Below are 23,936 nucleotides of genomic sequence, written 5' to 3' on the forward strand. Positions count from 1 at the left end.
TCAGGCGTTAGGCCTAGGACCTCAGACTTCGGACCTTGGACCTTTAGACCCCGGACCTAGGGCACCTTAGAAAATCCAGAGGAACAATCGCCTCAAATGTGATATCCGTGCTTGCGGCGTGGCAATCAAGCTGCCAGTATTGCGGATCAGCCGAGGCGCCCGAATGAGTGGATCCTACCGAGATCTAAGAGTGTGGCAGCGTGCTATGGACTTAGTTGTCAGCATTTACGCGGAAAGTCAGGGATTTCCTAAGAACGAACTGTACGGCTTAGTAAGCGAAATGCGACGGGCAGCCGTCTCCATACCGAGCAACATTGCTGAAGGTAAAGGGCGGCTAACGGATCGCGACCGAGCGCATTTCTTTTGCCAAGCGCGTGGCTCTCTTCTAGAACTCGAGACTCAAATCCTTATCGCGCAGAGGTTAGGATTCCTCATTCAGCAGCGAGCGGAGATCGTGATCGGCCTCTGTGCTGAACTTGGTCGAATGCTGAATTTGCTGATCCAGTCCATCCGTCCAATCGACGGGTCGGGACGTTCAGCAGCGTAGAGAACTCGCCATGAAGTCGAGGTCCGTAGTCCGACGCCTGACGCCCGACGCCGCACTACTCCCCCGGAAGCCGGGAGCCGGAAGCCGATCTCGCTTCCATCCAGCCCTGCAAGATCAAGACCGCTGCCATCCGGTCCACGGCTTTGCCGCGCTTTTCGATCGAGAGATCCGTTTCCCGCAGGAGCCGATTGGCTTCGGCCGAGGTCAGCCGTTCATCCCATAAATGCACCGGAAGCCGAAAGCGTTTGCGCAAGTCTTCGGCGAAGACCTGCATCTTGTCGGACTGTATTCCTTCCGCGCCGCTCATGCGAAGGGGCAACCCAACCACAATTTCCCGCACGTCATATTCCTGAATGAGGCGCTGCAAATATTCGAAGTCATGGCGCTTGGTTTTGCGTTGCAAGGTGTCCAAACCCTGCGCCGTGATTCCCAGCGGATCAGACACCGCGACGCCGATCCGGCGTGCGCCGACATCAAGACCCAGAATCCGTCCCGCTGGCAGAGCAACCGGCTTTCGGCTTTGGGAAGAGTCTTCTTCGATTTGGTCCCAAATTGGTTGTTCTTCGCCTGAGTCCACGGCCTGATTATAAGCGCACGATTTTCGGTTCCGGCCAAAACCTTATGTTTCAATCGCTTAACGAAGCCTATAGCGATGGATGCACACCCCGGGACCTTGCTTTTCGGCTTATTTTGGGAGTAGCATGAGTGCTAGGATTGTTGCAAGCCTTTCCCCTCGAACCCTTCGCCTATCCCGGGTGTAAAAAGCATGGGTGCCTAAAGATGAATGCGACAGACTTGAATTTCCACATCGGCGACAAGGTGGTGTATCCCAATCACGGTGTTGGTGTAATTGAGCAGATTAGTAGCCGCTCCGTCGGCGCCACAATCGAGAAGTTTTACCTCCTGCACATCAAAGCCAGCAGCCTGAAAGTGATGGTCCCGTGCCACAACGCCGGCAGCGTCGGCCTGCGCCGCGTCGTGCGCAACGGCGAAATCCAGAAGGTGCTGGACGCCCTTTCTGTCGGTGAAAATGGCAGCAATGGCGACTGGAAAGACCGCTTCAAGGAAAATTCCGAGCGCATGCGCACCGGTTCGTTGCTCGAGGTCGCCAGCGTCCTGAAGAACCTGATCGCGCTGCATCAGGCCAAGCCGCTTTCGTTCCGCGAGAAGAAAATGCTGGAACGCGCCCGCTATCTGCTGGTCAGCGAATTGGCCATGGCCCGCAACTGCGAAGAGTCCAAGGTCGAAGAGATCCTCACCAGCGCCTTGGCCAAATGTAAGCTGCGCTTCCCCGAAGCCTCAGAATTCCAAGCGTAACGATCCGTCTTGGCCGGACACAGAGCGCGCCACGCTCCTGCTTAACTCGACTCCCGGATGCTAACCCTCCTCGCAAGCGCGCGCACGATCCAGAAGAAGATTTCTTTCCCGGGTATTGCGGGTCAGCGATGCTGCCCGTGCGAACTCGGCGCGCGCCTCACTAAGGCGTCCAAGCTTCCGAAGCAAATCTCCGCGCACACTTGGAAGCAGATGGTAACCCTCCAGCGCGGGATCGTTCGTTAGCGCATCGACAAATGCCAGACCAGCCGCCGGGCCAGAGGCCATTCCTGCGGCTACAGCGCGATTCAACTCAATCACCGGCGACGGCTCTATGGTTGCGAGTTCCTCATACAAAGCCACGATCCGAGCCCAGTCGGTATCTGCTGCGCTTACGGCGCGTGCGTGACATGCAGCGATCGCAGCCTGGATGCTATAAGGTCCGCGCGTTCCAGTCAGTTGCTCGGCACGCTCGAGAGACGCCAGCCCCCGCCCGATCAGTAACCGGTCCCACTGTGCCCGATCCTGTTCGAGCAGCAGAATGGGTTCTCCCGCCGCATCCACTCGCGCCCTCGCCCGCGATGCCTGGATTTCCATGAGCGCGACCAGTCCATGCACCTCCGGCTCATTCGGCGCCAGTCCCGCCAGAATCCTTCCTAGGCGCAGCGCCTCCTCGCACAATGCGGGCCTCATCCAGTCATCTCCGGCCGTTGCCGAATAGCCCTCGTTAAAAATGAGGTAAATCACTTGCAGCACCGGCGAGAGTCGAGACGTGAATTCGGAACCGCGGGGCACTTCGAAGGGAACATGCGCGTCGGTAAGAGTCCGTTTCGCACGAACGATCCGCTGCGCCATCGTGGGCTCGACGACCAGGTAAGCGCGCGCAATCTCCGCCGTAGTCAGGCCGCCTAACAAACGCAGGGTTAGCGCGACTCGCGCTTCGGTCGAAAGCACCGGATGGCAAGCAATGAATACCAGCCGCAGCATGTCGTCGCCGATGTTGTAATCCATGGCAGCCGCGAGGTCCGGCACCTCCATCTCCCGCTCCGCCAGCTCGCGACCGAGATGCTCATGCTTAAGATCAACCAGCGAACTGTGACGAAGGAAATCGATGGCCCGATGTTTCGCCGTACCCATGAGCCAGGCCCCCGGATTCTGCGGAATCCCCGACTCCGGCCATTTCTCCAGAGCCGCCACTAGAGCATCCTGGGCCAACTCTTCGGCCACGCCCACATCGTGGACAATTCGAGTCAGCCCGGCAATCACCCGGGCCGACTCGATCCTCCACACTGCCTCGATGGCGCGATGGGTCTCGGTAGTACTCACCACTACCGATCACACCATTTTTCAACCTTGGAGCGCAACCTCGGCGGTATGGCCGGTGCACGGAGCGTCCATGCCCGCTTCGTAGATCTGGCGCAATTCGCACTCGCCATCTCCCGCAATCTGAAGGAACTGGCGGGCCAGCTCGATCGCCTCTGCTTTGGAGTTCGCCTTGAGGATGGCGAACCCACCCACCAGTTCCTTCGCCTCGGTGAACGGGCCGTCCGTAATAGTCAGCTTGCCATTGGACCGTCGAACCCGCGCGCCCTGTGCGCTGGGCAGGCAGCCTTCGGTGCTCAGCAGCCAGCCCTTGTTCGTTCCTTCTTCGATCAGTTTGCCCATCGCCGCCATCTCTTCGGCGGTCGGCGGGGTGCTTCTCTCAACTGTTTTGTAGATACTTAGGAACCGCATTGTTTTTCTCCTTCAGGGGATAGAATTAATTGATGAGCCGGTTCGGTGGCTTGCCCTCGGGTTCCCGGCTCTATGAATACGTCGAATCAGAAATCCTAAATTCGACACAAGATTTCGAGTAACCTCATTGTTACGGTTACTTTTTTTCTGCAAGCTGTTCGCGCATCCGTTGATCCTGTTTCTTCAACTCGGGCGTCAGGTTCTCGCCGAAATCCGCCGCCTCAAACACCGGACGAATCTCGATTTCAGTCCCACCATCAAACGGAGCCCGCTTCAGCCACTCCACCGCTTCGTCAATCGAGCGCACTTGCCACAGCCAATACCCGGCAATCAGTTCTTTGGTTTCGGCGAATGGCCCGTCGATTACGGTCCGCTTCTCGCCTGAAAACTTCACCCTCTTGCCCTTCGAGCTAGGATGCAATCCGTCGCCCGCGAGCATGATGCCAGCTTTTACGAGCTCCTGGTTATATTTCCCCATGTGGGTCAGCAGTTCCTTGCTGGGCAGCACGCCGGCCTCCGACTCCCGGTTTGCTTTTACGATGACCATGACTCTCATTGCTATATCTCCTAATTTCTAATTTGAGCGGGCTTGGTTTCGATGCAAGATCCCGTCTCTATTTATACGTCGAACGAAGAATCCCGGAATCGACAGGCCTGGATTCAACGGCTATGAATGACATCCTTTCCGGCCGTGCCCTTTGGTCGGCTCTAATCCGGTCTTAACTGCTGCTGTCCCGCCAACGCGGGGTTATAATCTCTAAGTTGTGGGTTAATGAATGACAGAGCTCATCAAACGAAAACTACAGGAAGAGATCAACGCGCTCGAACACGAACTGATCCACGAGCTTCCCAAGGAAATCAAAAAGGCCGCCGCGCTCGGCGATCTCAGCGAGAACGCCGAATATCATATGGCCAAGCAGCGCCAGGAGTTCGTCAAGGCGCGCGTTCGCCAGCTAGGCAAGCGCCTCGCCGAGTTGTCCATGATCAACATGAACAACATTCCCCATGACCGCGTGGGCCTCGGTTCTACGATCAAAGTTTTCGACAATACTAAGAACGAGGAGATTGAGTACAAGCTCGTGACCAGCGAGGAATCCGACGTAGCCACAGGAAAAATCTCCACCACCTCGCCCATCGGCCGCGCGCTTCTCAATAAAAAGGTCGGGGACGAAGTCATCGTCGTCTCCCCCAACGGCAAACGCGAACTCGAAATCCTGAAGCTGAGCACCATCCACGACGAAATCAACGGCGAAGCCCCGAAAGAGGCCGAAGCCTAATGTCAGCCAGCTCGCCGAACCCAAGCCGACCATCTCCAAGCAGATCATCTCTTAGTTGGACCAGCGCCTTCGGCCGCGCCTGCGGAGTTCTGCTCGACACCATCGTCCGCTGGCTCGCGCTTTCCCGCATCAATCCCAACGTCCTAACCTTCATGGGATTGGTCGTCAACACGTGGGCCGCCATCCTGTTCGGCTCGGCCAACGCGAGCAACCAGAAGCGCATGTTCATTTACGCCGGCCTGGTGATTATCTTTTCCGGCTTCTTCGATCTGGTCGACGGCCAAGTCGCCCGGGCCACCAACCGCGTCACTCGCTTCGGAGGCTTCTTCGATTCGGTGGTCGACCGCTACAGCGACGCCTCTCAATTCTTGGGCCTGCTCGTCTTCTACGCCCGCGGCGGACGCTTCTTCTACGTCGTCCTCGCCGCCTTCGTCATGATCAGCGCCATCATGGTCAGCTACACCCGAGCCCGCGCCGAATCTCTGATCCCCTCGTGTCGCGTGGGATTTATGGAGCGACCCGAACGTCTGGTCCTCGTAATCCTCGGAGCTCTGTTGAACCGCATGGCCCCAGTCCTATGGGTAATCGCAGTACTAAGCACAATCACAGTAATCCACCGCATGCGCTACACCTGGACGAGGACGCAAGACCCACCAGCCTCGCTGAACGCCGGCCAAGCCGCGTAAGATTGTGTAGAAACCGATGCATGAGTCAGACATTTCTAAGTGGTTACAATTTTGAGGGCAGGGAACGCGGCACGATAAAGCCCTTCGTCGAGGGTTAGCAGCGAGCAGTTGTGCCTGGCGGCGTAGGCGCCGATCAAGAAGTCGGCGAGAATGCGGCGTGGGCCGTCTTCGCGCTGTTTTCGCCGTCGCGCTGCATAAGCCTGGAATGCTTCACCAGCCAACCGCCATACGCGCTCTTCGAATTCCCAATCCACCCTCACGCTGGTCTCGCGAAAGAATCCATCCAGAAATGACTCAGTACGTCCGGCAAAGGCCATCAATTCCGCATAAACGGGCGCGGGTACGACCATGCTCCCGCGCGCCAGGGCGGTATCCAATGCAGCCTGCGAGCGTGCATTCAGGGCATCGTCGGGATCCCAAAGAGCAGCAATCACGTTAGTGTCTACAACGGTAGTCATTGGCCGCGAAGTTCACGGATTGCCCGCAGAATGGCCTTCCTGCCGGAGCCCCCATTTCCGTTTCCTATTCCTCGATACGGCGCAAACGGGCTCTTCTTGCGGACCGGGCGCACATTGGCACGGGCGCCGCTGGTCTCGAAGACGAGGTGGTCGCCAGGCTTTACGCCCAGGAACTTTCGGATTTCGTGAGGCACGGTGATTTGCCCCTTGCTGGTAATTCGCGCTTGTTTCTGCATCTTAAGCTTGCTCCTTACCTTATTGTACATCTCCTTACTCCGATGCAATGGACTCGTTCAATGCTATCCTATCCCATCGCATCCCGATTTCTGAGGACCACTCTTGCCGACTGATTCCGTTCTTGTCGTTCACGGCGGCGCGTGGGCCATGCCCGACGACATGGTTGACGCCCACATTCAGGGTGTGACCAACGCGCTGGCTGCGGGATGGCGCGTGCTCGAGCGGGGCGGCTCCGCGCTCGACGCCGTCGAGGAAGCCGTTGTCATCATGGAAGACGACGAGACCTTCGACGCCGGCCGCGGCAGCTTCTTGAATCGCGACGGTAAAGTGCAGCTCGACGCCCTGATCATGGACGGCGCCACGCTTCGCACCGGCGGCGTGGGCTGTGTAGAGCGCTTGCGCAATCCCGTGCGCGCCGCGCGCAAGATTCTCAGCGAGAGCCCGCACGTTTATTTTGTGGCCGAAGGTGCGGAGCGGTTTGCCGCCGAGCACGGCATTGAACTGTGCCGGAACGAGGATCTAATTATTCCGCGCGAGGTCGAGCGCCTGCGGGAATATCAGGCGAACATCCCCACTCTAGCGGCAAAAGACGCGGCTAGAATGGGCCACCCGATGGGAAGCGAAATGTTCGAGGGCGCGCATGATCCCACGATTTCACACGACACTGTCGGTGCCGTCGCGCTCGACTGTAATGGCAGCATCGCCGCCGCCACTTCGACCGGAGGCACTCTGAACAAGGCTCCCGGACGCCTCGGCGACTCCTCGCTGATCGGCTGCGGCTGCTACGCGAACAACGAAAGCGCCGCGGTTTCGACCACCGGATGGGGCGAGCCCATCATGAAGCTGGTGCTGGCCAAGTGGACCGCCGACCGCATCTCCGCAGGCAATCTGCCGGAGTGGTCCGCACAGGAAGCAATGAACTATCTGAAGCAGCGCCTGAACGGCCACGGCGGAATCATTGTGCTCAATCCCGCAGGCCACATCGGCATCGCCCACAACACACCCCGTATGGCTTGGGCGTATAGAACGACGAAAAAGCAAGACGCAGGCGTCCTCCGCGACTCTTAAGCTTCTGCTAAAGAAAGTTCAATGCAACAATCCGGTTACCTTGGTCAATTGCGGCGTCTAACCCGCGGTGTTGTAATCGCCACGCGATGATATCCACGCACCCATGTCCGAAGTGCGGAGTCGTTCTGGTGGATGCGGCAGCAGCGTGCCCCGCCTGCGGAGCGAAGCCCGTCCGGCCGTCCGCCGCAAAGTACGGGATCGCACTGTTTCAGATCGCCGTATCATCCATATTTATGGTTATCTTCCACTTTCCGCGCTTCATGATCGTGATCTTTGGAGGAGTGATCCTGCTGGCGACAATATTGTCCAGCCACTTTCAGGCTAATAGAGCAGCCGTCAAAGTTTCCCAGCAGCCGGTCTCGCGCCCATTTTTATTTCGCATTCTCAGTCTCCTGATTGCGCTGCTCTCGCTTGCCTTCGTTGCGACCTTGGTATTCGGTCTTGCGATCTTTATGAATGCCTGGATGCGCTGGCACCAATACGAAGGCGCAACCTACCATCGCAGCGACTTCCAGGTCGAGGAGGTCTACTATCAGAGACACGGTAAGGGTACAGACATCTATGCCAAAGGCATCGTCGAGGGCAAGCGCGAAACGATGAATCTGGTGCCTTTTCTGGATGAAAAGCCACGTAATCAGGCGGAACTCGATGAGCAGGTTCCCGTCGGAACATCGATTCCGATCTATTTTTTCCCGGAGATGAAAGGCCGCGCCCGGGTGCAGGTCTACCGCGAAATCGCGCCCGCCGACGAGAGCCGGCAAACCGCAATGGACGCGTTCAAGTATGGCCTGGGCGGCCTCGCGCTGAACGCCGGAATCATCTTCATTCTGCTGCGCCTTCGGCGGCTTTGTCTCCACGATACAAATGCCGCTTTTCCTCGAGCCGGCATGCAGCCCATCCACTAATACGCCTCTGTCGGGGCTTGCTCCAGCAACGCCCGATAATCTTCCGTTCCATCCGTGGACGTCCCTAAGACTTTCCCTCTCAGAATCGAAGCCGCAACCCGAATGTGTCAGGGTTGGTCCGCCCGTACCAGATTTACAACCAGCCCTTGGTCCGCGCAATTCTGGCCGCTTCGACCCGGTTGCTCGCGCCCAGTTTGCTGATCGCTTCGGAGAGATAATTTCGCACCGTGCCGTCCGACAAACCTAACTCGCCGGCGATGTCGCAGCTGGCCATCCCTTCGCCGGCGAGTCGCAATACCTGGCGCTCGCGATCGGTGAGCGGATCCATCTCGCCCCACGCTTCGGTCGCGAGCTCGGGATGAATCACGCGCAGCCCCTGATGGACGCGGCGGACGGCGTCGGCGAGTTCTTCGGCGCGCATATCTTTCAGCAGATATCCGGAGGCTCCGGATTCCAGCGCGCGACGCAAATATCCGGAGCGCGCGAACGTGGTGACGATGACCACGCGTGTGCCGGTCTTCCGGCGCTTCAGTTCTGCCGCCACGTCAAGGCCGCTCAGGTGCGGCATTTCAATGTCAGTGATGAAGACATCGGGCTTGTTGGCGAGCACGGCTTCCAGCGCTTCCTTGCCATTACGCGCTCTGGCAATTACGGAAATGTCGCCTTCGATTTCCAGCAGCGCCGCGAGCGCGCCCAGCACCATCCCCTGGTCCTCGGCAAGAACGACGCGGATGGTTTTACGGCCTTCTTTGACGCTTTCTCTGGAGTGAGGATTCAAGGGTGGAAACCTTCGTTCTTCGGCGCGATTTCTTTCACGGGGAGCGTGATGGTGAGCGTAGTGCCGGAATCGGTGCTGCGATTCAAGCTGCCACCGAGCATCTCGACGCGTTCGCGCATGCCACGCAGGCCGTTGCCTTCGCCGTTGGATGTGCCCACGCCATCATCCTGAATTTGCAGCCGGCAGGAACCATTCTGCTGCTCCAGGCGCAAGCGGCAATTCCGGGCCTGCGCGTGACGGACAACGTTGGTGACAGCCTCGCGTACCGCCAGCGACAGCACACTTTCCTGCACAGCTGGGAGTTTCATCGTGCTCGCCGCGTCGCACTGCACGGTCAGGCCGGCGGTCTCGAGCGTGGTCTTGGCTTGCGCCAGTTCCGCGACCAGGCCTTGCGAACGGTATCCGCGAATGGCGTCGCGCACATCGGTCAAAGCCTGCCGCGAAATCTGCTCCACTTCGCGGATTTCTTTTCCGGCGCGCTGCGGATCGCGATCGATCAGTTTGCCGGCAAGCTCCGACTTCAATGTGATCACCGATAACGTGTGCCCTAGTACATCGTGCAGATCGCGCGCAATGCGCTCGCGCTCGGCCATCTTGGCCAGATGCTCGATTTCGTCGTTCGCCTTGCGCAGGCGGCGGTTCATGCGGTTGCGCTCGGCGAAAAAGGTATTCCCCGCGCCGATGAACACGGGGAAGAGCGCTATCCAAAATAATTGCCAGCCGCGGACATGCAGCAGCAATCCCTCGATGGCGCCCGTGGCTCCAATCGTGAGTAACCCCACGACAGCGGCAGTCTGACTATCCACACTAAACGGCAACATGGCAGCCGCGAAAATAAAGAACGTGCATCCGCCGTTGTTGAAGGGCAGAAACACGATCCCGAGCACCATCATGCCGACGACGTGCGCCAGAGCCCGAGGATGTTCCAGCACGAACAACCCAAAATAGAGACCGAGAAAGACAAGAGCGCCGAGAATATCCACCAGCCATAACCTAAGGCTGGCGTGGTTCATCACCGGATCAATGAAGAAGAAGCCGAGATAGACCACCCAGAACAAAGGACTCCAGCCGTGATCCCTGTCCCTGAATATTTTCTTCCAAGGTTTTAATTTCAAGGGACCAGCCGATTCGCACTCGTATGTTCGATCAAACCCCATCAGCGGCATTCTTTTATTCTGCCTCCCGTAATTTCACCTCAGTATTCGCATCCCACTATTTTCTCCCTGGCGGTCAATTTCGGCCAGTTCTTAGGGTAGGCTTGGCCGCGAACCAGACCAAAAGCGCCGCCGGAATCAGTACAGCGAGCGACTTCACGCCGCCGAACAAGGCGATAAGTCCGAAGAGAATTAGAAGAGCTGCCCAACTCACCGATTTTTTCGAATTCACGCTCATGTGAGAATCCCAGCTTCAAAGTTACAAAGTTTCAGATTGAAGGTTCTCAGAGTCGACGGGTGCTTGAGACCTTGAAACTCTGAGACCTCAAACCTTACCCGTACATTTTGTCCTGATCGCGATGGAAGCCGATGCGCGCTACGCCGAGGCAGATCATCGTGAACGCGGCGAGCACTTCCCAATGCGCCGTGTTCGATTCATGCTGTCCGGCGCCAACGACTCCCAGCGCCAGTTGCGATAAGTGATAAGGCGGCAGGGCGTGCGCGATCTGCCGCACAACTTTTGGCAGGAACATAAACGGCACCCACAATCCGCTACAGAAGGACATCGGCAAATAAATAAGGTTGATGGTGGCCGGCGCCGAATTGGGTCCGGTGAAATATCCAAGAGCCAATCCCAATGCGGAAAAAGGCAAGGAACCGGCGGCCAACGTTCCCAACAGCCTGGCGAAATCGGCGAGCGGCATGCGTACGCCGCCCAAACCAACGCCAAGGGCGAAGAGCGCGAGCACAATGATCATGCTGAACGTCATGCTGGTGATGACTTTGGCCGTGAAGTAGGCGAATGGCGGCATGGGGCTGGCGCGCTTCACTTGCAGCCACCCCAGCCCGCGGTCAGAGGCCAGGCCCGCCGCAGTTCCAAACAGCGAGGCGCCCATCACCCCAAACGTGCCATAGGTTGCGATCAAGTACGCCGGGATCGACGTGCCTCCGATTGCCTGATGCGAATTGAGTACCAGGCCAAACAATACGTAAAACATGATTGGAAAGCTCAGCACGGACGCGGTGTACATGCGGAGGCGAAGGTTCTTTAAGAATTCATACTTCGCTTCCTTCATATAAATGGTGGCCGTGTGACGCGGCGTGCGTTCGATTCGCTCGTTGTTCCATGCGATGGATGCGGTACTCATTCTCTTCTCCTTCTTGCTCGCGCACTTGCTGGCTTACCTTTTATGCTCACGTCGACATTCACTTGGAATGATTTCCATTTTGCGCTGTGTCCTGGGTCAGCGCGAGAAAGGCCTCTTCGAGACCGGCGCTGCTGACCTCAAGGCCGGAAAGACTAGCATCCCGCGTCAACAATTCGCGGACGATCGACTCGGCCTCGACCGCGTGAAGTTCGACCGCTTCGCGATCTTCCTTTACTTCCGTCACGCCCGGAATTTGTCGCAGAACGCCAATGCTAAGGCTCGTGATGCAGCGAATGCGCTTGCCGGCGGTTTTGGCTTTGATCTCCGCCGGTGTTCCCTGGGCGATGATTTCGCCCTGATTGATGACGGCGACGCGGTCGGCCAGAGCGTCAGCCTCCTGCAAGTAATGCGTGGTAAGCAGGACGGTTTTGCCGCGTGTGACCATCTTGCGAATTTCCTCCCACAACATGCGGCGCGCTTCCACGTCGAGCCCGACCGTCGGTTCATCGAGAAACAGCAAGTCCGGGTCGCCACAAATGGCCAGGGCAAACAGCACGCGCTGCCGCTGGCCGCCAGAAAGGTCGCCAAACTTGCGGTCGCTCAGCTTCTCGAGACCGGCGGCAGCGAGAATTTCCGCAGGCGCCATCGGTCTCTGGTAATACGATGAAAACAAATCGATGTGCTCGCGGACGCGGAGGGTTTCCGGAACCCGTCCCACTTGCAACATAGCGCCGGTTCTCATCCGGTTTTCAGGATTCGTGGGGTCGCCGCCGAAAACGCGGGCTTTCCCCGAGTTCGGCTGTAGCAATCCCAGAAGCAGCTTCACGGCCGTGGTCTTGCCAGCCCCGTTTGGACCGAGCAGAGCCACGACTTCGCCCGCGCGCACCCGAAAATCGACTCCGCGCAGCGCCCGAACGGTTCCATAGTTCTTGTTTACGCCATCCAGGCTGGCGACGATCAATGCTGAATCCGCCGGTTCGGCGATAGCTTGCCGGTGCTGCGCAAGCTCTAAAGTTGCGGTCATTTTCAATCTCCCAGCGGCTTTCGCGCCGTCGGACGGGAATCGTCATATCGTCCCGTCCAGTAATGGCATCATGCGGCAAGGGAAAAGAGCGCACCAGTGCCATCCATCACGCGGCGAGCGTGACAAATGTCATCCACCTATCTATCCGCGATAAGAGTAATATTCCGCCCCAGCGGAGGGGCAGACAACGTTTCTGCCGCGGAGGCGGCACAGGGGAAATCCTTATGTCGAACCGCAAGTGTTACGAATTCCGAACAGGCGCTGGAAATCCACAATGCGTGGCTGGCGCACCGTCTCTGCGTCCCAAGCCTAGGGAGTCTCAATTCCGCGCTCCTGATAAGGGCCTCAGCCTGTTCGGATTTCGTAACAAGACGCAGACCTGAAGTCGTTTGCACAAATCCTGCATCACATTTGCTTTTCTCTTTGGTATGATTCCTCCACTTTCTTTGGAGGCGCGCCCAATGTTACCCGCGGGAAAAAGCCTTCGTACCCTGCGCGAGAAGCTCGGCCTGACCATGCGCGATGTGGAGAACTCGAGCGCATGCATTGCCGATAAATATCGCAACGAGGAATTTTCCATTCCCCCCAGCCGTTTGTCCGACATTGAAACCAAAGGAATTTTGCCCAGCATTTTCCGGCTCTACACTTTGTCGGTCATTTACCGGAGGGATATTCGCGAACTGATGGCGTGGTATGGCGTTGACCTGAATCGGATGGCCGCCGACCTCGGATTGGTTTCGCCGCCGAAGTCGCACGTCTCCGACGCGCTCGCGGGGTTGTCGTCGGTACAGGTTCCGGTGCGCATGGATCCTGGCTTTGACGAGCGCCGCACCACCAACCTCGGGCGCATGGTCGAGCAGTGGGGACTGGTTCCCGTCGCCTATCTGGCGCAATTCGCCAATAGCGATTTTACCTACGGCTACGTCGGCACTCAGGACTTCACCATGTATCCGATTCTGCCTCCCGGCAGCTTCATCCAGGTCGATGAGGCTAGAAATAAAGTAGTGGAGGGTTCGTGGCGTTCGGAATACGAGCGCCCGATTTATTTTGTGGAGACTCGCGACGGCCACACCTGCTGCTGGTGCAGCATGCGCCGCGAGGAAATTATTTTGCAGCCCCATCCTCTCTCTCCGGTTCCGGTGCGGATTCTCCGCCATCCGCAGGAAGCCGAGGTGCTCGGCCAGGTAGTGGGCGTGGCTATGAAATTGACCGAGTGGCACGCCCTCGATGCTTCTCCAGGGTCGAAAGCGCCAGCAGCACTGAATTAAGGTGGCGAGCGGTGGGGGAATCCGCGCGTTCCCCCGGCAGCAAATCTTCGAAGCGATCCCGCAATTGCTCGACATAAGCTTGCGCTTCCACTCCGCCGCCCCGGCTCGATTCGTTTAAGTCTCCCTCCAGCGCCGGAAGCGGCGTTCGCAAGATCCCGGCTACCACTTCGCTGTGGGCCGTCTTGAGGGCGCGTTCCGAGGATTCCGGTCCGTGGATGTGCTCCATTCCCCAATGTTCGTAGCGGCCTTGGGGCCGGCGCAGGGAGGCCAGATATGCCAGTTTTCCCAGCAGGCCGGCGACGGCAGCCAGCGTGGTCTCTTTCACGTCCTGGAGAGCCGATTTCAGGGTCATCTTGTTACGAATTCCGAACGCTCAAAGGTTTTTCAACGCGTTGCGCCCGCCAATGTGCTCATGAAACTATCACGGTCCAATTCGCAGTTCCAAGGAGAAAACAATCGTGAAACGTATCCTATTGATGCTCGGAGCCGCTGTCCTCTTGCTGAATACACTGGTGATTCCCACCGCAGTCCGGGCCGATGGAGGCGCTGGCACTACTAATTGTGGCAACACATTGTGCAAGCCGTAACGTGAGGCCTGTCTTTCTTACGAAAACGGAACAAGAATCAAGATTGCATTGCCGCCTGCAGCCAGTCGGGGTATAGTGTCACACCGTCATGCTGCAGGCGCACTCAATTCTCTGGCACTACCTCTGGGTTGCGCCCAATATCCTACTTCTCGTCCTCGGCTTTCTGTCGTGGCAGCGCCGCCTGTACACGGACTACCCGGTTTTCTTTGCCTTTGCCGTGATCAGCGCGATCGAGCAACTTATCGCGTATGCCGCCGACGTAATGCCGTCAGTGACTCCTCACACTTGGTGGCTCATCTTCTGGGCATGCCTAGTGGTCGAGGGCTTGTTGAAGTTTGCGTTGATCGGGGAAATCTTTGCCCATGCCTTCGATCCTTATCCTTCTATTGCGAAACACGGCAAAATTCTCATTCGCAGTTTTGGGATCTTTTTAGTATTCACCGCCTCTATCGCTGCGTCGCGGGCCCCTCAAGACAGTCTGTTCGGGATCGTCAACGGTGCGCACTTGCTGCAGCAGGCAATCTACCTGATTGAGTCAGGGCTGCTGGTTTTCATTTTTGCGTTCTTGAAGTATTTCCGCCTTAGTGGAATGCGGGCGACCTTTGGAATCGCTCTTGGCCTGGCCGTCTCAGCGTGTGTACATCTCGCGACTTGGGCAGTCGCTGCCAATAGCGGGCTGCCAGCCTCGAAGCGACCAGTTCTCGATTTCTTAAACATGTTGGCATACCACGCCTGTGTCCTGATCTGGTTCTACTACTTGCTCGTCCCTGCGAAAGCGGCAACGAAGTCCGCGGTTCCGTTGCCGGAAAACGACCTCGATCTTTTGAACCGGGAATTGGAGCGTCTCGTTCATCCATGACTCTGGCCCTTATTCTCGTAATTGCCGCCGCTCTTGCCCTGATCTTCATCATTGGCGTGACGATCTCGCGCAGCCTGCAAGTCTCGCCGGACGCGGGCCTGGCCCGCAAGATTCAAACCATTGATGTGGAGGCTTTCCGCAACCTGATCGATCCCGCGGAAGACGATTATCTGCGCCGCCGCTTGCCTGCGGCGGAGTTTCGCCTGGTGCAGCGGCAACGCCTGCGCGCCATGGCCGCCTACGTTCAAACCGCGGGACAAAATGCCGCAGTCCTCGTCCTGATGGGACAAGCCGCCCAGACAGCGGGGGATGCTCAAACCGCCGAGGCCGCGCGGCGACTCGTCGACAACGCGCTTCTGTTGCGCCGCAACGCCGCGATTGCCCTGCTTAGAATTTATGTTGCGCTGGCTTGGCCGGGCTTCGGCCTCGCGGCCGCTCCCATTCTTCACGATTACGAGCAACTGAGTGGCTCGGCCATGCTTCTCGGCAGATTGCAAAATCCAGCCGTTCCGCTGCGCATTGCCGCGACTCTGTGATCAGGATTACAGCTTGAATGGGTTTCGTTGAATCTTTCGTTAAGCCGGGAAAGCCGCGGTTGTCGCGGTCCTCTCTTAAAGATCGCTGTTCCCCATTCCATACTTGTTTTCGTTTGCCGTTCTGTTATAAAAACCAGCGGTTATCCAAGCGATCCAAACTTCTTTGTGATTGAATCGGCCACCCGCCGTGGGAGTCATCCCGCCGTCTGCTCGCCTTCGCGAGTTCAAGGGAGAATCTTATGACCCGTAATTTCATGACCTGCAATTTCATGACTTGCAATTTAACGATCCACGTTGCGAAATTCGGCTTGGGCTTTTGTCTTCTGCTGCTTTCCGTGATCTGTTTTGGCCAGGGAGGTGTAGCGACCGGCGATCTGCACGTTACCGTGAAGGATCCCGCGGGCAACCTGGTTGCGAATGCGACCGTAACCGCGCGGGACGCCGCCAAGGGCCTGGAGCGCACCGCCAACGGCGATGGCCAGGGTGGCTACAGCGTTCGTCTTCTGCCCCCGGGCACTTACAACGTCACCATCGATGCGCCGGGCTTTAACGGCATCCTGAGCACAGGAGTTGTGATCACGGTGGGCGGACTGGTTGAGCTGCCGGTCACACTATCGGTTTTGACCGGCAAGGAAGTCGTGGAAGTCAGTTCGCAGGCGGAGTTGGTCGAGACCTCGCGCAGTTCGACGACTGACACGATCGGGCAGCGCCGCATTGACAATTTGCCGATCAACGGGCGCAACTACATTAACTTCACGCTGACCGATTCGCAGGTCGTGCGCGACAACGCACCCAACACTGGCGCCGCCCCGACATCCGGGCTCAACATGAGCGGCCAGCGCGCGCGCTCGAATCTCGTGAACGTCGATGGAGCCGACGCCACCGACAACTCGGTGAACGGCGTGCGCTCCACCGTCTCGCAGGAGGCGGTGCAGGAATTTCAGATCATTACCAACAGTTACGCGGCGGAATACGGCCGCGCGGCCGGCGGCGTAGTGAACATCATTACGCGCTCGGGATCGAACGCCTTCCATGGCGACATCTTCGGCTATCTCCGCGATCGTAATTTTCAGGCGGTGAATCCCTTCAGCACAGTTCCGAATCCTGCCTATACGCGCGTGCAAGCCGGGGCCGCTTTCGGCGGTCCGATCAAGAAAGATAAAACGTTTTTCTATTTCGCCTACGAAATTACGCGGCGGCATGAAACCGGATTCTCGTCGATCGGGCAGGGAAATTTTGGGCTTGTGCCATTCGACACAACGAATGTGGGGCTACCCTTCGGCACGTTGCAGTTGACGCCGGACCAGGTAGGATTTCTCACCAATCCAATCACGCTGACCGCGGAGGCATCCGATCCAACGGGAAAAGTGGCCAATGCTGTCGCCGCCTATGCGGCCGGCGCGGGAGCATCATCAGGCATGGCCGTCAACGGCGCCTGGCCCACAGGTTTGGTGCAAGCTCTAACGCTCGGTGGACTCTCGAATTTCTCTGGTTTCCCCAGCAGTTGCCCCCCGCCCGGTCCCTGTTTCATTCCCGCCTCCTACCAAACGCTCACTTCGCAGATGGGCAACTTTCCGGTCTTTGAAGGAACCAGCCTGTGGTCGCTCCGCATCGACCACAATCTCGGGACCAATCATCGCCTGACCTTCCGCGGCAATGTTAGTCCCAGCACCGTCACCGGAATCGAAGTCAGCGGGCAGGACCAACCCTTCGGGCAGAACTCCTACTCGCGCACTTCGCAACAGACTTATCGTGACGTAACTGGCATGTTCCAGGACACCTGGACGATCAGCAACAACAAGATCAACGAATTCCGCTTTCAGTATGCCCGCCGCGGGCTTTCATATTTTTACAACACGCAGATTCCCGGAGGATCGGACCCGGCGGTCAACATCATCGGAGTGGCCTACTTCGGCCGCGAGCCTTACTCATATATTCAACGCGTCGAGCAGCGCTACCAGTTCACCGACAATTTTTCCTGGACCATCGGCCGCCACAATACGAAGTTTGGCGGTGACGTCAATTATCTTCCCATCAGCGCGATCTTCACGGTCAACTATGGCGGCGTTTACGATTTTGGCAGCGTGGCGGCGAGCAACGCGCTGACCTCGGCTGACTATGGTGTTCTGCCCAAGTCCGTGCAGGACATCATCCCGTCCCTCTCCGCAGTCCAGGCCTTTGGCTTCGGCGTGCCCGGAGACTTCGTGCAGGGCATCGGCAGTCCCAGCGATTCGTTCAAGAACATACCCATCGGAGCGTTCTGGCAGGATTCGTGGCGCGTGAGCCCGAGAATTACTTTGAACTACGGCGTGCGCTATGACGTGGAAATTCCACCAAAGTTTACGGCGCCGCAGGGGCTGGCGCTTCCGGCCTACAACCTGCTCGGATTGCAAAAGGGAATCCACACCGACACCAACAATATTCAGCCGCGCCTTGGCGTAGCATGGGATCCGGCCGGTAACGGCAAGACGGTCATTCGCGCGTCGTACGGCATGTTTTATGATCACCCGTTGTTGGGATTGTATTTCCTGGGCGATGCCTCCGACGGTTCGTCCAGCGGGCAGTTGGCCTTTGCAGGAACTTCCACTTGCTCTGGCGCAGGCCAGCCGAGCAATCTGAATGCAATCACAATCTTCCAGGGGCTGATCCCGTCCGCGACTGGGTCTCCGGCTTCGCCCTGCTCGCCAGCTACGACCTCGGCTGCGCTGAGCCTCTTGAACTATTCCCCCGACCAGCAACGCTTCTCGTGCGGCACTTCCGCCACAGGTTGCGGTGTTGCGTCACCGACGCAGTCAATTTTTCTCAACCAGAATTATCTAAACCTTTCCACGTTCCTGCCGCTCGCGTTTCAGCCGTTCGGCTATCCCCAGTCGAAAAACTTTGTTTATGCATATTCGCAGCAGGCCAACCTCACGCTGGAACGCGATCTCGGCGGCGGCTACGCTCTGAGTCTTGCCTACAATTTCAACGGAGGACGGCACCTGAACCGCCCTATCAACGCCAACCCGATTCGCGGCGATTTGCTAACGGGAAACTTTGAGGCAGCCTACTACGACGCGGTCATCCTCCAATCGGTCAATCCGCTCGCTCCCGGTCCGCCTGCCAGCCCGTTCACGGTCAGCGGCTGCAGCACCGGAGGGACGCCAACTTCTCCCTACCCGTACGTGGATCCAGCCCTTGTGAACTACTTCAGGCCGGGCGGACTGAATCCATCCATCGGCGTGGTCGAACCGGGGTGCATTCCGCAGGCTACGGCGCTGTTGGCGACTCAGCCCGGGTTTAACGTGAACTGCAATCCGACCCCGCCCACATATAGCGGCTGCGTGCCCTTCGGCGACATGGACGCCAACTATTCCAATGGCAGCTCGATCTATCACGGCTTCAGCGCCAACCTGCGCAAGCGCTTCGCCCATCACTACGAATTTCTGGCGTCTTATACCTGGTCGCACGCCATCGACGACTCCACCGATCTGCAATCGACTCTTACGCCAGAGGATAGTTTTTACCCCAGCCTGGATCGCTCCACTTCACTGTTCGATCAGCGTCATCGTTTCGTCTTCAGTGGCGTGTACCAGACGGCCAAGGTGGGTAGCGGATTCGCCGGCAAAGTTCTCAGCGACTGGACTTTTGCTCCGCTGCTCGATCTTGCTTCCGGACGTCCCTTCAACATCATCACCGGCAACGGCGACAATTTTCAGTTGTCGTCTGAAACCGGCCGTCCGAATACTACAGTGAATCCGGCTTGCGGCACGGCTTACAAGTCAAAGTATTCGCCGAGCGGAACGCTGCAGGAGCCCTGCATCAACGGCTTTCTGGTGACTCCCAACGCTGCAACCGGAACGCCCTACACGGTTCCGACCTTGCTTCAACTCGACGGCAATCTCGGCCGCAACGCCGGCATCACCCCCTGGACGGCGTTCGGCGATATGCGCATTTCCAAGCGAATTTATTTCGGCGAGCGCATCAGCACAGACCTGATCGTCGACATGTTCAATATCGCCAATAAAATGAACGTGGCCGCGGTCAGCCCATTGTTCAGCATGGCCGGACAAGCCACCGCCGCCTACGATCCGCGCCAGTTCCAGTTCGCCATGAAGGTGAACTGGTAGGGAAAATCAGGCGTCAGGCGTCGGACCTCAGACTTCAGACTTCAGACCCCGGCGACGCGGTTCTACCGCCAGCGCGCTAACCTCGGCGTCGAAACGCCGGGCTATTTTGATGTCCCTGCGGCACAAAATAGGGCATCCCAAGCAAGAGCCTCTGCAATCGGAAGCCGGAAGCCGAATGCCCGACGTCTGACGCCTGAAGCCCGCCGCCCGATTTTGTTACACTTCCTCTTCACCCGTCCTTGGCGCTTGCCCGAAGTTTTTCCCGAGGTCTAAGAAATATGTCTGAAACTCAAATGCCCAGCGCGCGCACGCGTGTGGTTCGCGAGCCCCATCGCGCCATCTATGATCGCGAAGCCGTTTACAGAATCCTCGATGAAGGCTTTCTCTGTCACGTTGGTTTTGCCGTCGACGGCCAGCCGTTCGTAATCCCGACTTCGTATGGCCGCAAGGACGCCAGCCTCTACATTCATGGCTCGGCCGCGAGCCGCATGCTGCGGCAGATGAAAGAAGGTGCCGCCGTCTGCATCACAGTAACGCTGCTCGACGGGCTCGTGCTCGCCCGCTCGGTTTTCAATCATTCCATGAACTACCGCTCGGCGGTGATCCTTGGGAAAGCAACGCTGGTGGGCGACCCGGAAGAAAAGCTGGCGGCTCTGCGAATCTTGTCCGAGCACATTCTGCCCGGCCGCTGGGATGACTCGCGCCAGCCCAACCAGAGCGAGTTAAAGCAGACCTCGGTGCTGCGTGTGCCCATCGAAGAATTCTCCGCGAAAGTTCGCGTCGGCCCACCAGTCGATGACGAAGAAGACTACACGTTTCCCACCTGGGCCGGAGTCATTCCACTGGAGATGAAGGCCGGAGAGCCGATCGGCGACCCGCGACTGGATGCGGGGAGAGAAGTGCCAGCATACGTGCGAGACTACTCTCGGCAACGCTGAGCGCAAATAGCATCCGAATGGCTTGACTGCACAGTAAAGGTTCGGTATTCTTTACCGTATGGTAAAGAAGTAAAGAGATGAATTATTCCAGCACAATCAGTAGCAAGGGACAAGTTACCGTCCCCCAAGAGATTCGCCATCGTCTCGGTCTTGCTGCCGGGGATCGCGTCGAGTTCGTGATCGAAGGGGAGCGCACGGTGATTCGACCTGCTCGTACTGGGCCGAACCCTTTCGAAAAATATCGCGGAATTCTTGGCACATTCCCCGGCGGGCAAAAAGAAATCAACGCCTGGATTTCCGACCTGCGCGATGATGACGCGCGGCGCCAAGACTTGCGCGATGAAGATTTGCGCGAGAGCGAGAAGGATCTGCGCGACGATGATGCGCGCAGCCGTCGCCGCCGCAAGTGAGGACGGCTCTCGACACCAACGTGTTGTCTGCGCTGTGGTCTAGTGAACCTACCGCTTACCGCATTTCGACCTTTCTCGGTGAGGCTCGCATGCTGGGAAGTCTGATCATTTGTGCCCCAGTGTTTGTGGAATTGCTGGCGCATCCGTTGATGTCGCCGGACGGCGTAGAGCAGTTTCTTAGGGAGACGGGCATCGTGGTTGATTTCGACCTAGAGGAGATCGTCTGGCGCCAAGTAGCTACTAGTTTCGCGGCCTACGCCGAGCGACGACGACGCTCCGGAGGCGATCCCGCTAAACGTCTACTGGTCGATTTTATCGTTGGAGCGCATGCTCTACTGCGCGCCGATCGCCTGATGACTCTCGATGCAAGGCGCTATAGCCAGGATTTTCCCAACCTTCGTATCGTTTGATTTAAATGTAGCGCCGCCGTCCCGGCGGCTGTCCGGCGGGCGACCCGCCCGCCGCGCCGCAAGAAAAGAAACTTCAAAGCATTAACCGAACTCCAAAAGCTTAGGCGGACAATCGCCGAACGCTGCGCGGGCGAGACGCCCCCGCGACAGCCGCCGGGACGGCGGCGCTACGGTATCAGCAAGAGCTTCCCGGTCGTCTTTCGTGCTTCCAGATCGCGGTGTGCCCGCTGTACTTCCGCCAGCGGATAGGTGTGCTCGATCCGCAGCTTAAGTTTGCCAGAGGCGATCATGCCGAACACCGCGCTCGACCGCTCCACCAACTCCTCCCGCATCGCTATATAGTTTCCCAGCGAGGGCCGCGTCACGTACAGCGATCCTTTCTGCGACAGCGTAATCAGATCGAACGGCGGCACCGCTCCGCTCGAGCCGCCGAACAGCACCATCATGCCGCGCGGACGCAAAACGTTCAGCCCTTTTTCAAAAGTCGTCTTGCCCACCGAGTCGTAAACCACATCTACGCCTTTACCGCCGGTCAGGCGCTTGGTTTCCGCTTCAAAATCGGACTGCGTATAGAGAATGACTTCATCGGCTCCCGCTTCACGCGCGAGTTTAGCCTTCTCCTCGGTCGAGACCGTAGCAATCACGCGTGCGCCAATGTTGTGCGCCATCTGCGTCAGCAGCAATCCCACGCCGCCGGCTGCGGCATGCACGAGTGCCGTCTCACCGCTCTTCAGAGGATACGTTGAATGAGATAAGTAGTGCGCTGTCATCCCTTGCAACATGGCGGCCGCCGCTTGGTGCTCGGTCACTCCCGCAGGAATCGAAACCAAACGGTCGGCTTGTACGGCGGCATATTCCGCATAAGAGCCCAGCAGACCACTCCAGGCCACGCGATCGCCCACTTTCACCGCCGTTACGTCGACGCCCACAGCGACGACTGTGCCCGCGCCTTCTTGTCCCAAGATCAGCGGCAGGACCGCCTTGTAACGCCCCTCGCGAAAGTACACATCGATAAAGTTCACGCCCGAAGCGGCCAGCTTTACGACCGCCTCATTCGCCTTTGCTTGCGGAACGGGCAACTCCGCCAGTTCCATCGCCTCCGGACCTCCCGGTTGTTTGACTTGAATGGCCTTCATGAAAGATTCGATTCGCTATCTAAGGGGAGGATTCTCCCGGCTAGGGATTGTACAGGCGAAATCCTAAAACGATGACGGACGAGAAGAAACCGGGGTGGAGCAGCACGCGTGTGATAGACTGGCGTCCCTCCCCGACGTGCCCCGCGCCCTTCGTCAATGTCACATCAGGAGTTCACTCATGCGAGCCAGAACATTGCTGCTATTCGTGTTGTTGCCAGTCGTGTTTTTGCCAACCCTGGCAGCGGCGCAGACTTACACTTACTCTACCCTGGCTGATTTTCCCGCGACGGAGGGCCCGTTCGCCGCCGTCAGTCTGATCATCGACGCCGAGGGCAACCTCTACGGCACTAGCCGATATGGCGGTATCTACGGGACCGACGGTGGCGATGGCACGGTCTACAAGGTCACGCCGGCGGGCGTAGTGACCGTCTTACACAGTTTCGGCAACGGCAACGATGGCAAGAGTCCAATCGGGACCCTGACCCGCGACGCCAAAGGAAACATCTACGGCACCACCATCGCAGGCGGCGCTCATGGCACAGGCACGATCTTTAGGCTGTCGCCCAGCGGTGTTGAGAGGGTATTGTACAGCTTTCCGAACCCGGGCCAAATTTATAGTTTGCCCGCGGGCGGGGTAACTCTGGATTCGACCGGCAACATCTACGGATATGCCTACGACTACATCCAGTTTTATTCCGACGGCGGCAATATTTTTGAGCTCACGCCCCAGGGTGTCTTTTCGATCCTCTACAACTGGTGCAAGGGTCAGTGCTCAGCCGAGCCGAACAGTCCGGTTGGCCAATTAGTTCCCAATTCGGCAGGCGGATTCTTCGGAGCGACCGTGGGTGGTGGCGGGATTGGCACTCCGCCAGGAAACGTCTTCTCATTTTCCCCGACCGGCGGAATGGTGGTGCTTCACACCTTCACCTCTCCTGACGGAGCAGAGGGCGGACCCGTACTCGACTCGGCCGGGAATCTATTCGGCATCGAGGGACCTGTATTTCAAAGTGGCGGAGGAGTGTATGAGATCAGCGCAGCGGGCGCTTTCTCGATGATCTACACTTTACCCTCCGGCTATGGTTTCCAGCAGTCGAACGAGGGCACTCCCGTCCTGGATTCCTCAGACAACCTGTACAACACAACCCAAACTATCGATGGCTCTCAGATCGTGTACAAGGTAACTCCCGAAGGAACTGAAACGGTCTTGTTTACCGGGACAGCCGATCAAATTTCCTCCAGCGGTGTGGTCATGGACAAAGCTGGCAACCTCTACGGATCGTGCTCTCTATGCGGCACGAACCGAACCGGCTTGATTTACAAACTGACGAAGAATTAATTTCGTCTTCAGACGCG

General features: G+C 58.0%; 27 protein-coding genes. 15 read left to right on the forward strand and 12 right to left on the reverse strand.

Annotation, left to right across the window (positions count from 1 at the left end; genetic code table 11):
* The first annotated feature begins 163 nt into the window (after positions 1-163).
* Positions 164-547, forward strand: coding sequence for a four helix bundle protein (locus tag VGM18_14825; GenBank protein ID HEY3974276.1), 384 nt, complete (start codon positions 164-166; stop codon positions 545-547).
* Between the two features lie 55 nt (positions 548-602).
* Here the strand turns inward: VGM18_14825 and ruvX are convergent, their stop codons facing one another.
* A complete protein-coding gene (gene ruvX, locus VGM18_14830; GenBank protein HEY3974277.1) occupies positions 603-1,124 on the reverse strand; it encodes a Holliday junction resolvase RuvX in 522 nt (173 codons plus the stop codon).
* 203 nt (positions 1,125-1,327) lie between these two features.
* Here ruvX and VGM18_14835 point away from each other — a divergent pair, with 203 nt between their 5' ends.
* Positions 1,328-1,864, forward strand: coding sequence for a CarD family transcriptional regulator (locus tag VGM18_14835; protein HEY3974278.1), 537 nt, complete (start codon positions 1,328-1,330; stop codon positions 1,862-1,864).
* A gap of 60 nt (positions 1,865-1,924) precedes the next feature.
* On the opposite strand, the gene VGM18_14840 is transcribed toward VGM18_14835, so the two are convergent.
* From VGM18_14840 to VGM18_14850, 3 genes are all read right to left on the reverse strand, one after another.
* Positions 1,925-3,190: an RNA polymerase sigma factor gene (locus tag VGM18_14840; protein ID HEY3974279.1), complete on the reverse strand. Its 1,266-nt coding sequence runs from the start codon at positions 3,188-3,190 to the stop codon at positions 1,925-1,927.
* 18 nt (positions 3,191-3,208) lie between these two features.
* Complete coding sequence (locus tag VGM18_14845; GenBank protein HEY3974280.1) at positions 3,209-3,595, reverse strand: YciI family protein; 387 nt, start codon at positions 3,593-3,595, stop codon at positions 3,209-3,211.
* A gap of 136 nt (positions 3,596-3,731) precedes the next feature.
* Positions 3,732-4,151 carry a YciI family protein gene (locus VGM18_14850; protein HEY3974281.1) on the reverse strand — a complete coding sequence of 140 codons (420 nt, stop codon included), beginning with the start codon at positions 4,149-4,151 and terminating at the stop codon, positions 3,732-3,734.
* Between the two features lie 220 nt (positions 4,152-4,371).
* On the opposite strand from VGM18_14850, the gene greA reads away from it, so the two are divergent.
* A complete protein-coding gene (gene greA, locus VGM18_14855) occupies positions 4,372-4,872 on the forward strand; it encodes a transcription elongation factor GreA (protein ID HEY3974282.1) in 501 nt (166 codons plus the stop codon).
* Positions 4,872-5,558 (forward strand): CDP-alcohol phosphatidyltransferase family protein, encoded by a 687-nt coding sequence (locus tag VGM18_14860; GenBank protein ID HEY3974283.1) that lies wholly within the window; start codon positions 4,872-4,874, stop codon positions 5,556-5,558. Before greA ends, VGM18_14860 begins: the two co-directional genes overlap by 1 nt.
* Before the next feature lie 35 nt (positions 5,559-5,593).
* Here VGM18_14860 and VGM18_14865 read toward each other — a convergent pair whose 3' ends face one another.
* A complete protein-coding gene (locus VGM18_14865) occupies positions 5,594-6,016 on the reverse strand; it encodes a PIN domain-containing protein (protein HEY3974284.1) in 423 nt (140 codons plus the stop codon).
* Entirely contained in the window at positions 6,013-6,252 is a 240-nt protein-coding gene (locus VGM18_14870; GenBank protein HEY3974285.1) for an AbrB/MazE/SpoVT family DNA-binding domain-containing protein, read from the reverse strand. Before VGM18_14870 ends, VGM18_14865 begins: the two co-directional genes overlap by 4 nt.
* 103 nt (positions 6,253-6,355) lie before the next feature.
* On the opposite strand from VGM18_14870, the gene VGM18_14875 reads away from it, so the two are divergent.
* Together VGM18_14875 and VGM18_14880 are read left to right on the forward strand one after the other, a co-directional pair.
* Positions 6,356-7,321: an isoaspartyl peptidase/L-asparaginase gene (locus tag VGM18_14875; protein HEY3974286.1), complete on the forward strand. Its 966-nt coding sequence runs from the start codon at positions 6,356-6,358 to the stop codon at positions 7,319-7,321.
* Between the two features lie 233 nt (positions 7,322-7,554).
* The gene (locus tag VGM18_14880; protein HEY3974287.1) at positions 7,555-8,226 is read left to right on the forward strand and encodes a hypothetical protein; all 672 of its coding nucleotides are present in this window, start codon (positions 7,555-7,557) and stop codon (positions 8,224-8,226) included.
* 133 nt (positions 8,227-8,359) lie between these two features.
* Here VGM18_14880 and VGM18_14885 read toward each other — a convergent pair whose 3' ends face one another.
* The 4 genes from VGM18_14885 to VGM18_14900 all read right to left on the reverse strand — a co-directional run bounded on the left by VGM18_14885 (position 8,360) and on the right by VGM18_14900 (position 12,330).
* The gene (locus tag VGM18_14885; protein HEY3974288.1) at positions 8,360-9,004 is read right to left on the reverse strand and encodes a response regulator transcription factor; all 645 of its coding nucleotides are present in this window, start codon (positions 9,002-9,004) and stop codon (positions 8,360-8,362) included.
* Entirely contained in the window at positions 9,001-10,053 is a 1,053-nt protein-coding gene (locus VGM18_14890) for a sensor histidine kinase (protein ID HEY3974289.1), read from the reverse strand. Before VGM18_14890 ends, VGM18_14885 begins: the two co-directional genes overlap by 4 nt.
* Before the next feature lie 437 nt (positions 10,054-10,490).
* Entirely contained in the window at positions 10,491-11,306 is an 816-nt protein-coding gene (locus VGM18_14895; GenBank protein HEY3974290.1) for an ABC transporter permease, read from the reverse strand.
* Between the two features lie 58 nt (positions 11,307-11,364).
* Positions 11,365-12,330: an ABC transporter ATP-binding protein gene (locus tag VGM18_14900; protein ID HEY3974291.1), complete on the reverse strand. Its 966-nt coding sequence runs from the start codon at positions 12,328-12,330 to the stop codon at positions 11,365-11,367.
* A 461-nt stretch (positions 12,331-12,791) separates the two neighbouring features.
* Between VGM18_14900 and VGM18_14905 the strand changes: the two genes are divergently transcribed.
* A complete protein-coding gene (locus tag VGM18_14905; protein ID HEY3974292.1) occupies positions 12,792-13,598 on the forward strand; it encodes a helix-turn-helix transcriptional regulator in 807 nt (268 codons plus the stop codon).
* Here VGM18_14905 and VGM18_14910 read toward each other — a convergent pair.
* On the reverse strand, positions 13,528-13,950 hold the full coding sequence (locus tag VGM18_14910) for a hypothetical protein (protein ID HEY3974293.1): 423 nt from the start codon (positions 13,948-13,950) through the stop codon (positions 13,528-13,530). The genes VGM18_14905 and VGM18_14910 overlap by 71 nt on opposite strands.
* Positions 13,951-14,056: 106 nt before the next feature.
* Here VGM18_14910 and VGM18_14915 point away from each other — a divergent pair, with 106 nt between their 5' ends.
* The 7 genes from VGM18_14915 (at position 14,057) to VGM18_14945 (ending at position 21,447) form a co-directional block, all read left to right on the forward strand.
* Complete coding sequence (locus VGM18_14915) at positions 14,057-14,185, forward strand: hypothetical protein (GenBank protein ID HEY3974294.1); 129 nt, start codon at positions 14,057-14,059, stop codon at positions 14,183-14,185.
* An 88-nt stretch (positions 14,186-14,273) separates the two neighbouring features.
* On the forward strand, positions 14,274-15,044 hold the full coding sequence (locus tag VGM18_14920; GenBank protein ID HEY3974295.1) for a hypothetical protein: 771 nt from the start codon (positions 14,274-14,276) through the stop codon (positions 15,042-15,044).
* Positions 15,041-15,580, forward strand: a complete 540-nt coding sequence (locus VGM18_14925) for a hypothetical protein (protein ID HEY3974296.1) — start codon at positions 15,041-15,043, stop codon at positions 15,578-15,580. The genes VGM18_14920 and VGM18_14925 overlap by 4 nt, the downstream gene beginning before the upstream one ends.
* 239 nt (positions 15,581-15,819) lie before the next feature.
* Positions 15,820-19,689 carry a carboxypeptidase regulatory-like domain-containing protein gene (locus VGM18_14930; protein HEY3974297.1) on the forward strand — a complete coding sequence of 1,290 codons (3,870 nt, stop codon included), beginning with the start codon at positions 15,820-15,822 and terminating at the stop codon, positions 19,687-19,689.
* A 278-nt stretch (positions 19,690-19,967) separates the two neighbouring features.
* On the forward strand, positions 19,968-20,627 hold the full coding sequence (locus tag VGM18_14935; GenBank protein ID HEY3974298.1) for a pyridoxamine 5'-phosphate oxidase family protein: 660 nt from the start codon (positions 19,968-19,970) through the stop codon (positions 20,625-20,627).
* 77 nt (positions 20,628-20,704) lie between these two features.
* The gene (locus tag VGM18_14940; protein HEY3974299.1) at positions 20,705-21,037 is read left to right on the forward strand and encodes an AbrB/MazE/SpoVT family DNA-binding domain-containing protein; all 333 of its coding nucleotides are present in this window, start codon (positions 20,705-20,707) and stop codon (positions 21,035-21,037) included.
* 20 nt (positions 21,038-21,057) lie between these two features.
* Positions 21,058-21,447 (forward strand): PIN domain-containing protein, encoded by a 390-nt coding sequence (locus VGM18_14945; GenBank protein HEY3974300.1) that lies wholly within the window; start codon positions 21,058-21,060, stop codon positions 21,445-21,447.
* A 167-nt stretch (positions 21,448-21,614) separates the two neighbouring features.
* Here VGM18_14945 and VGM18_14950 read toward each other — a convergent pair whose 3' ends face one another.
* Positions 21,615-22,583: a quinone oxidoreductase gene (locus tag VGM18_14950; GenBank protein HEY3974301.1), complete on the reverse strand. Its 969-nt coding sequence runs from the start codon at positions 22,581-22,583 to the stop codon at positions 21,615-21,617.
* Positions 22,584-22,761: 178 nt separating this feature from the next.
* Between VGM18_14950 and VGM18_14955 the strand changes: the two genes are divergently transcribed.
* Positions 22,762-23,919 (forward strand): choice-of-anchor tandem repeat GloVer-containing protein, encoded by a 1,158-nt coding sequence (locus VGM18_14955; GenBank protein HEY3974302.1) that lies wholly within the window; start codon positions 22,762-22,764, stop codon positions 23,917-23,919.
* The last annotated feature ends 17 nt before the right edge of the window (positions 23,920-23,936 follow it).

Source organism: Candidatus Sulfotelmatobacter sp., assembly GCA_036500765.1.
In the GTDB taxonomy this organism is placed as follows: domain Bacteria; phylum Acidobacteriota; class Terriglobia; order Terriglobales; family Acidobacteriaceae; genus Sulfotelmatobacter.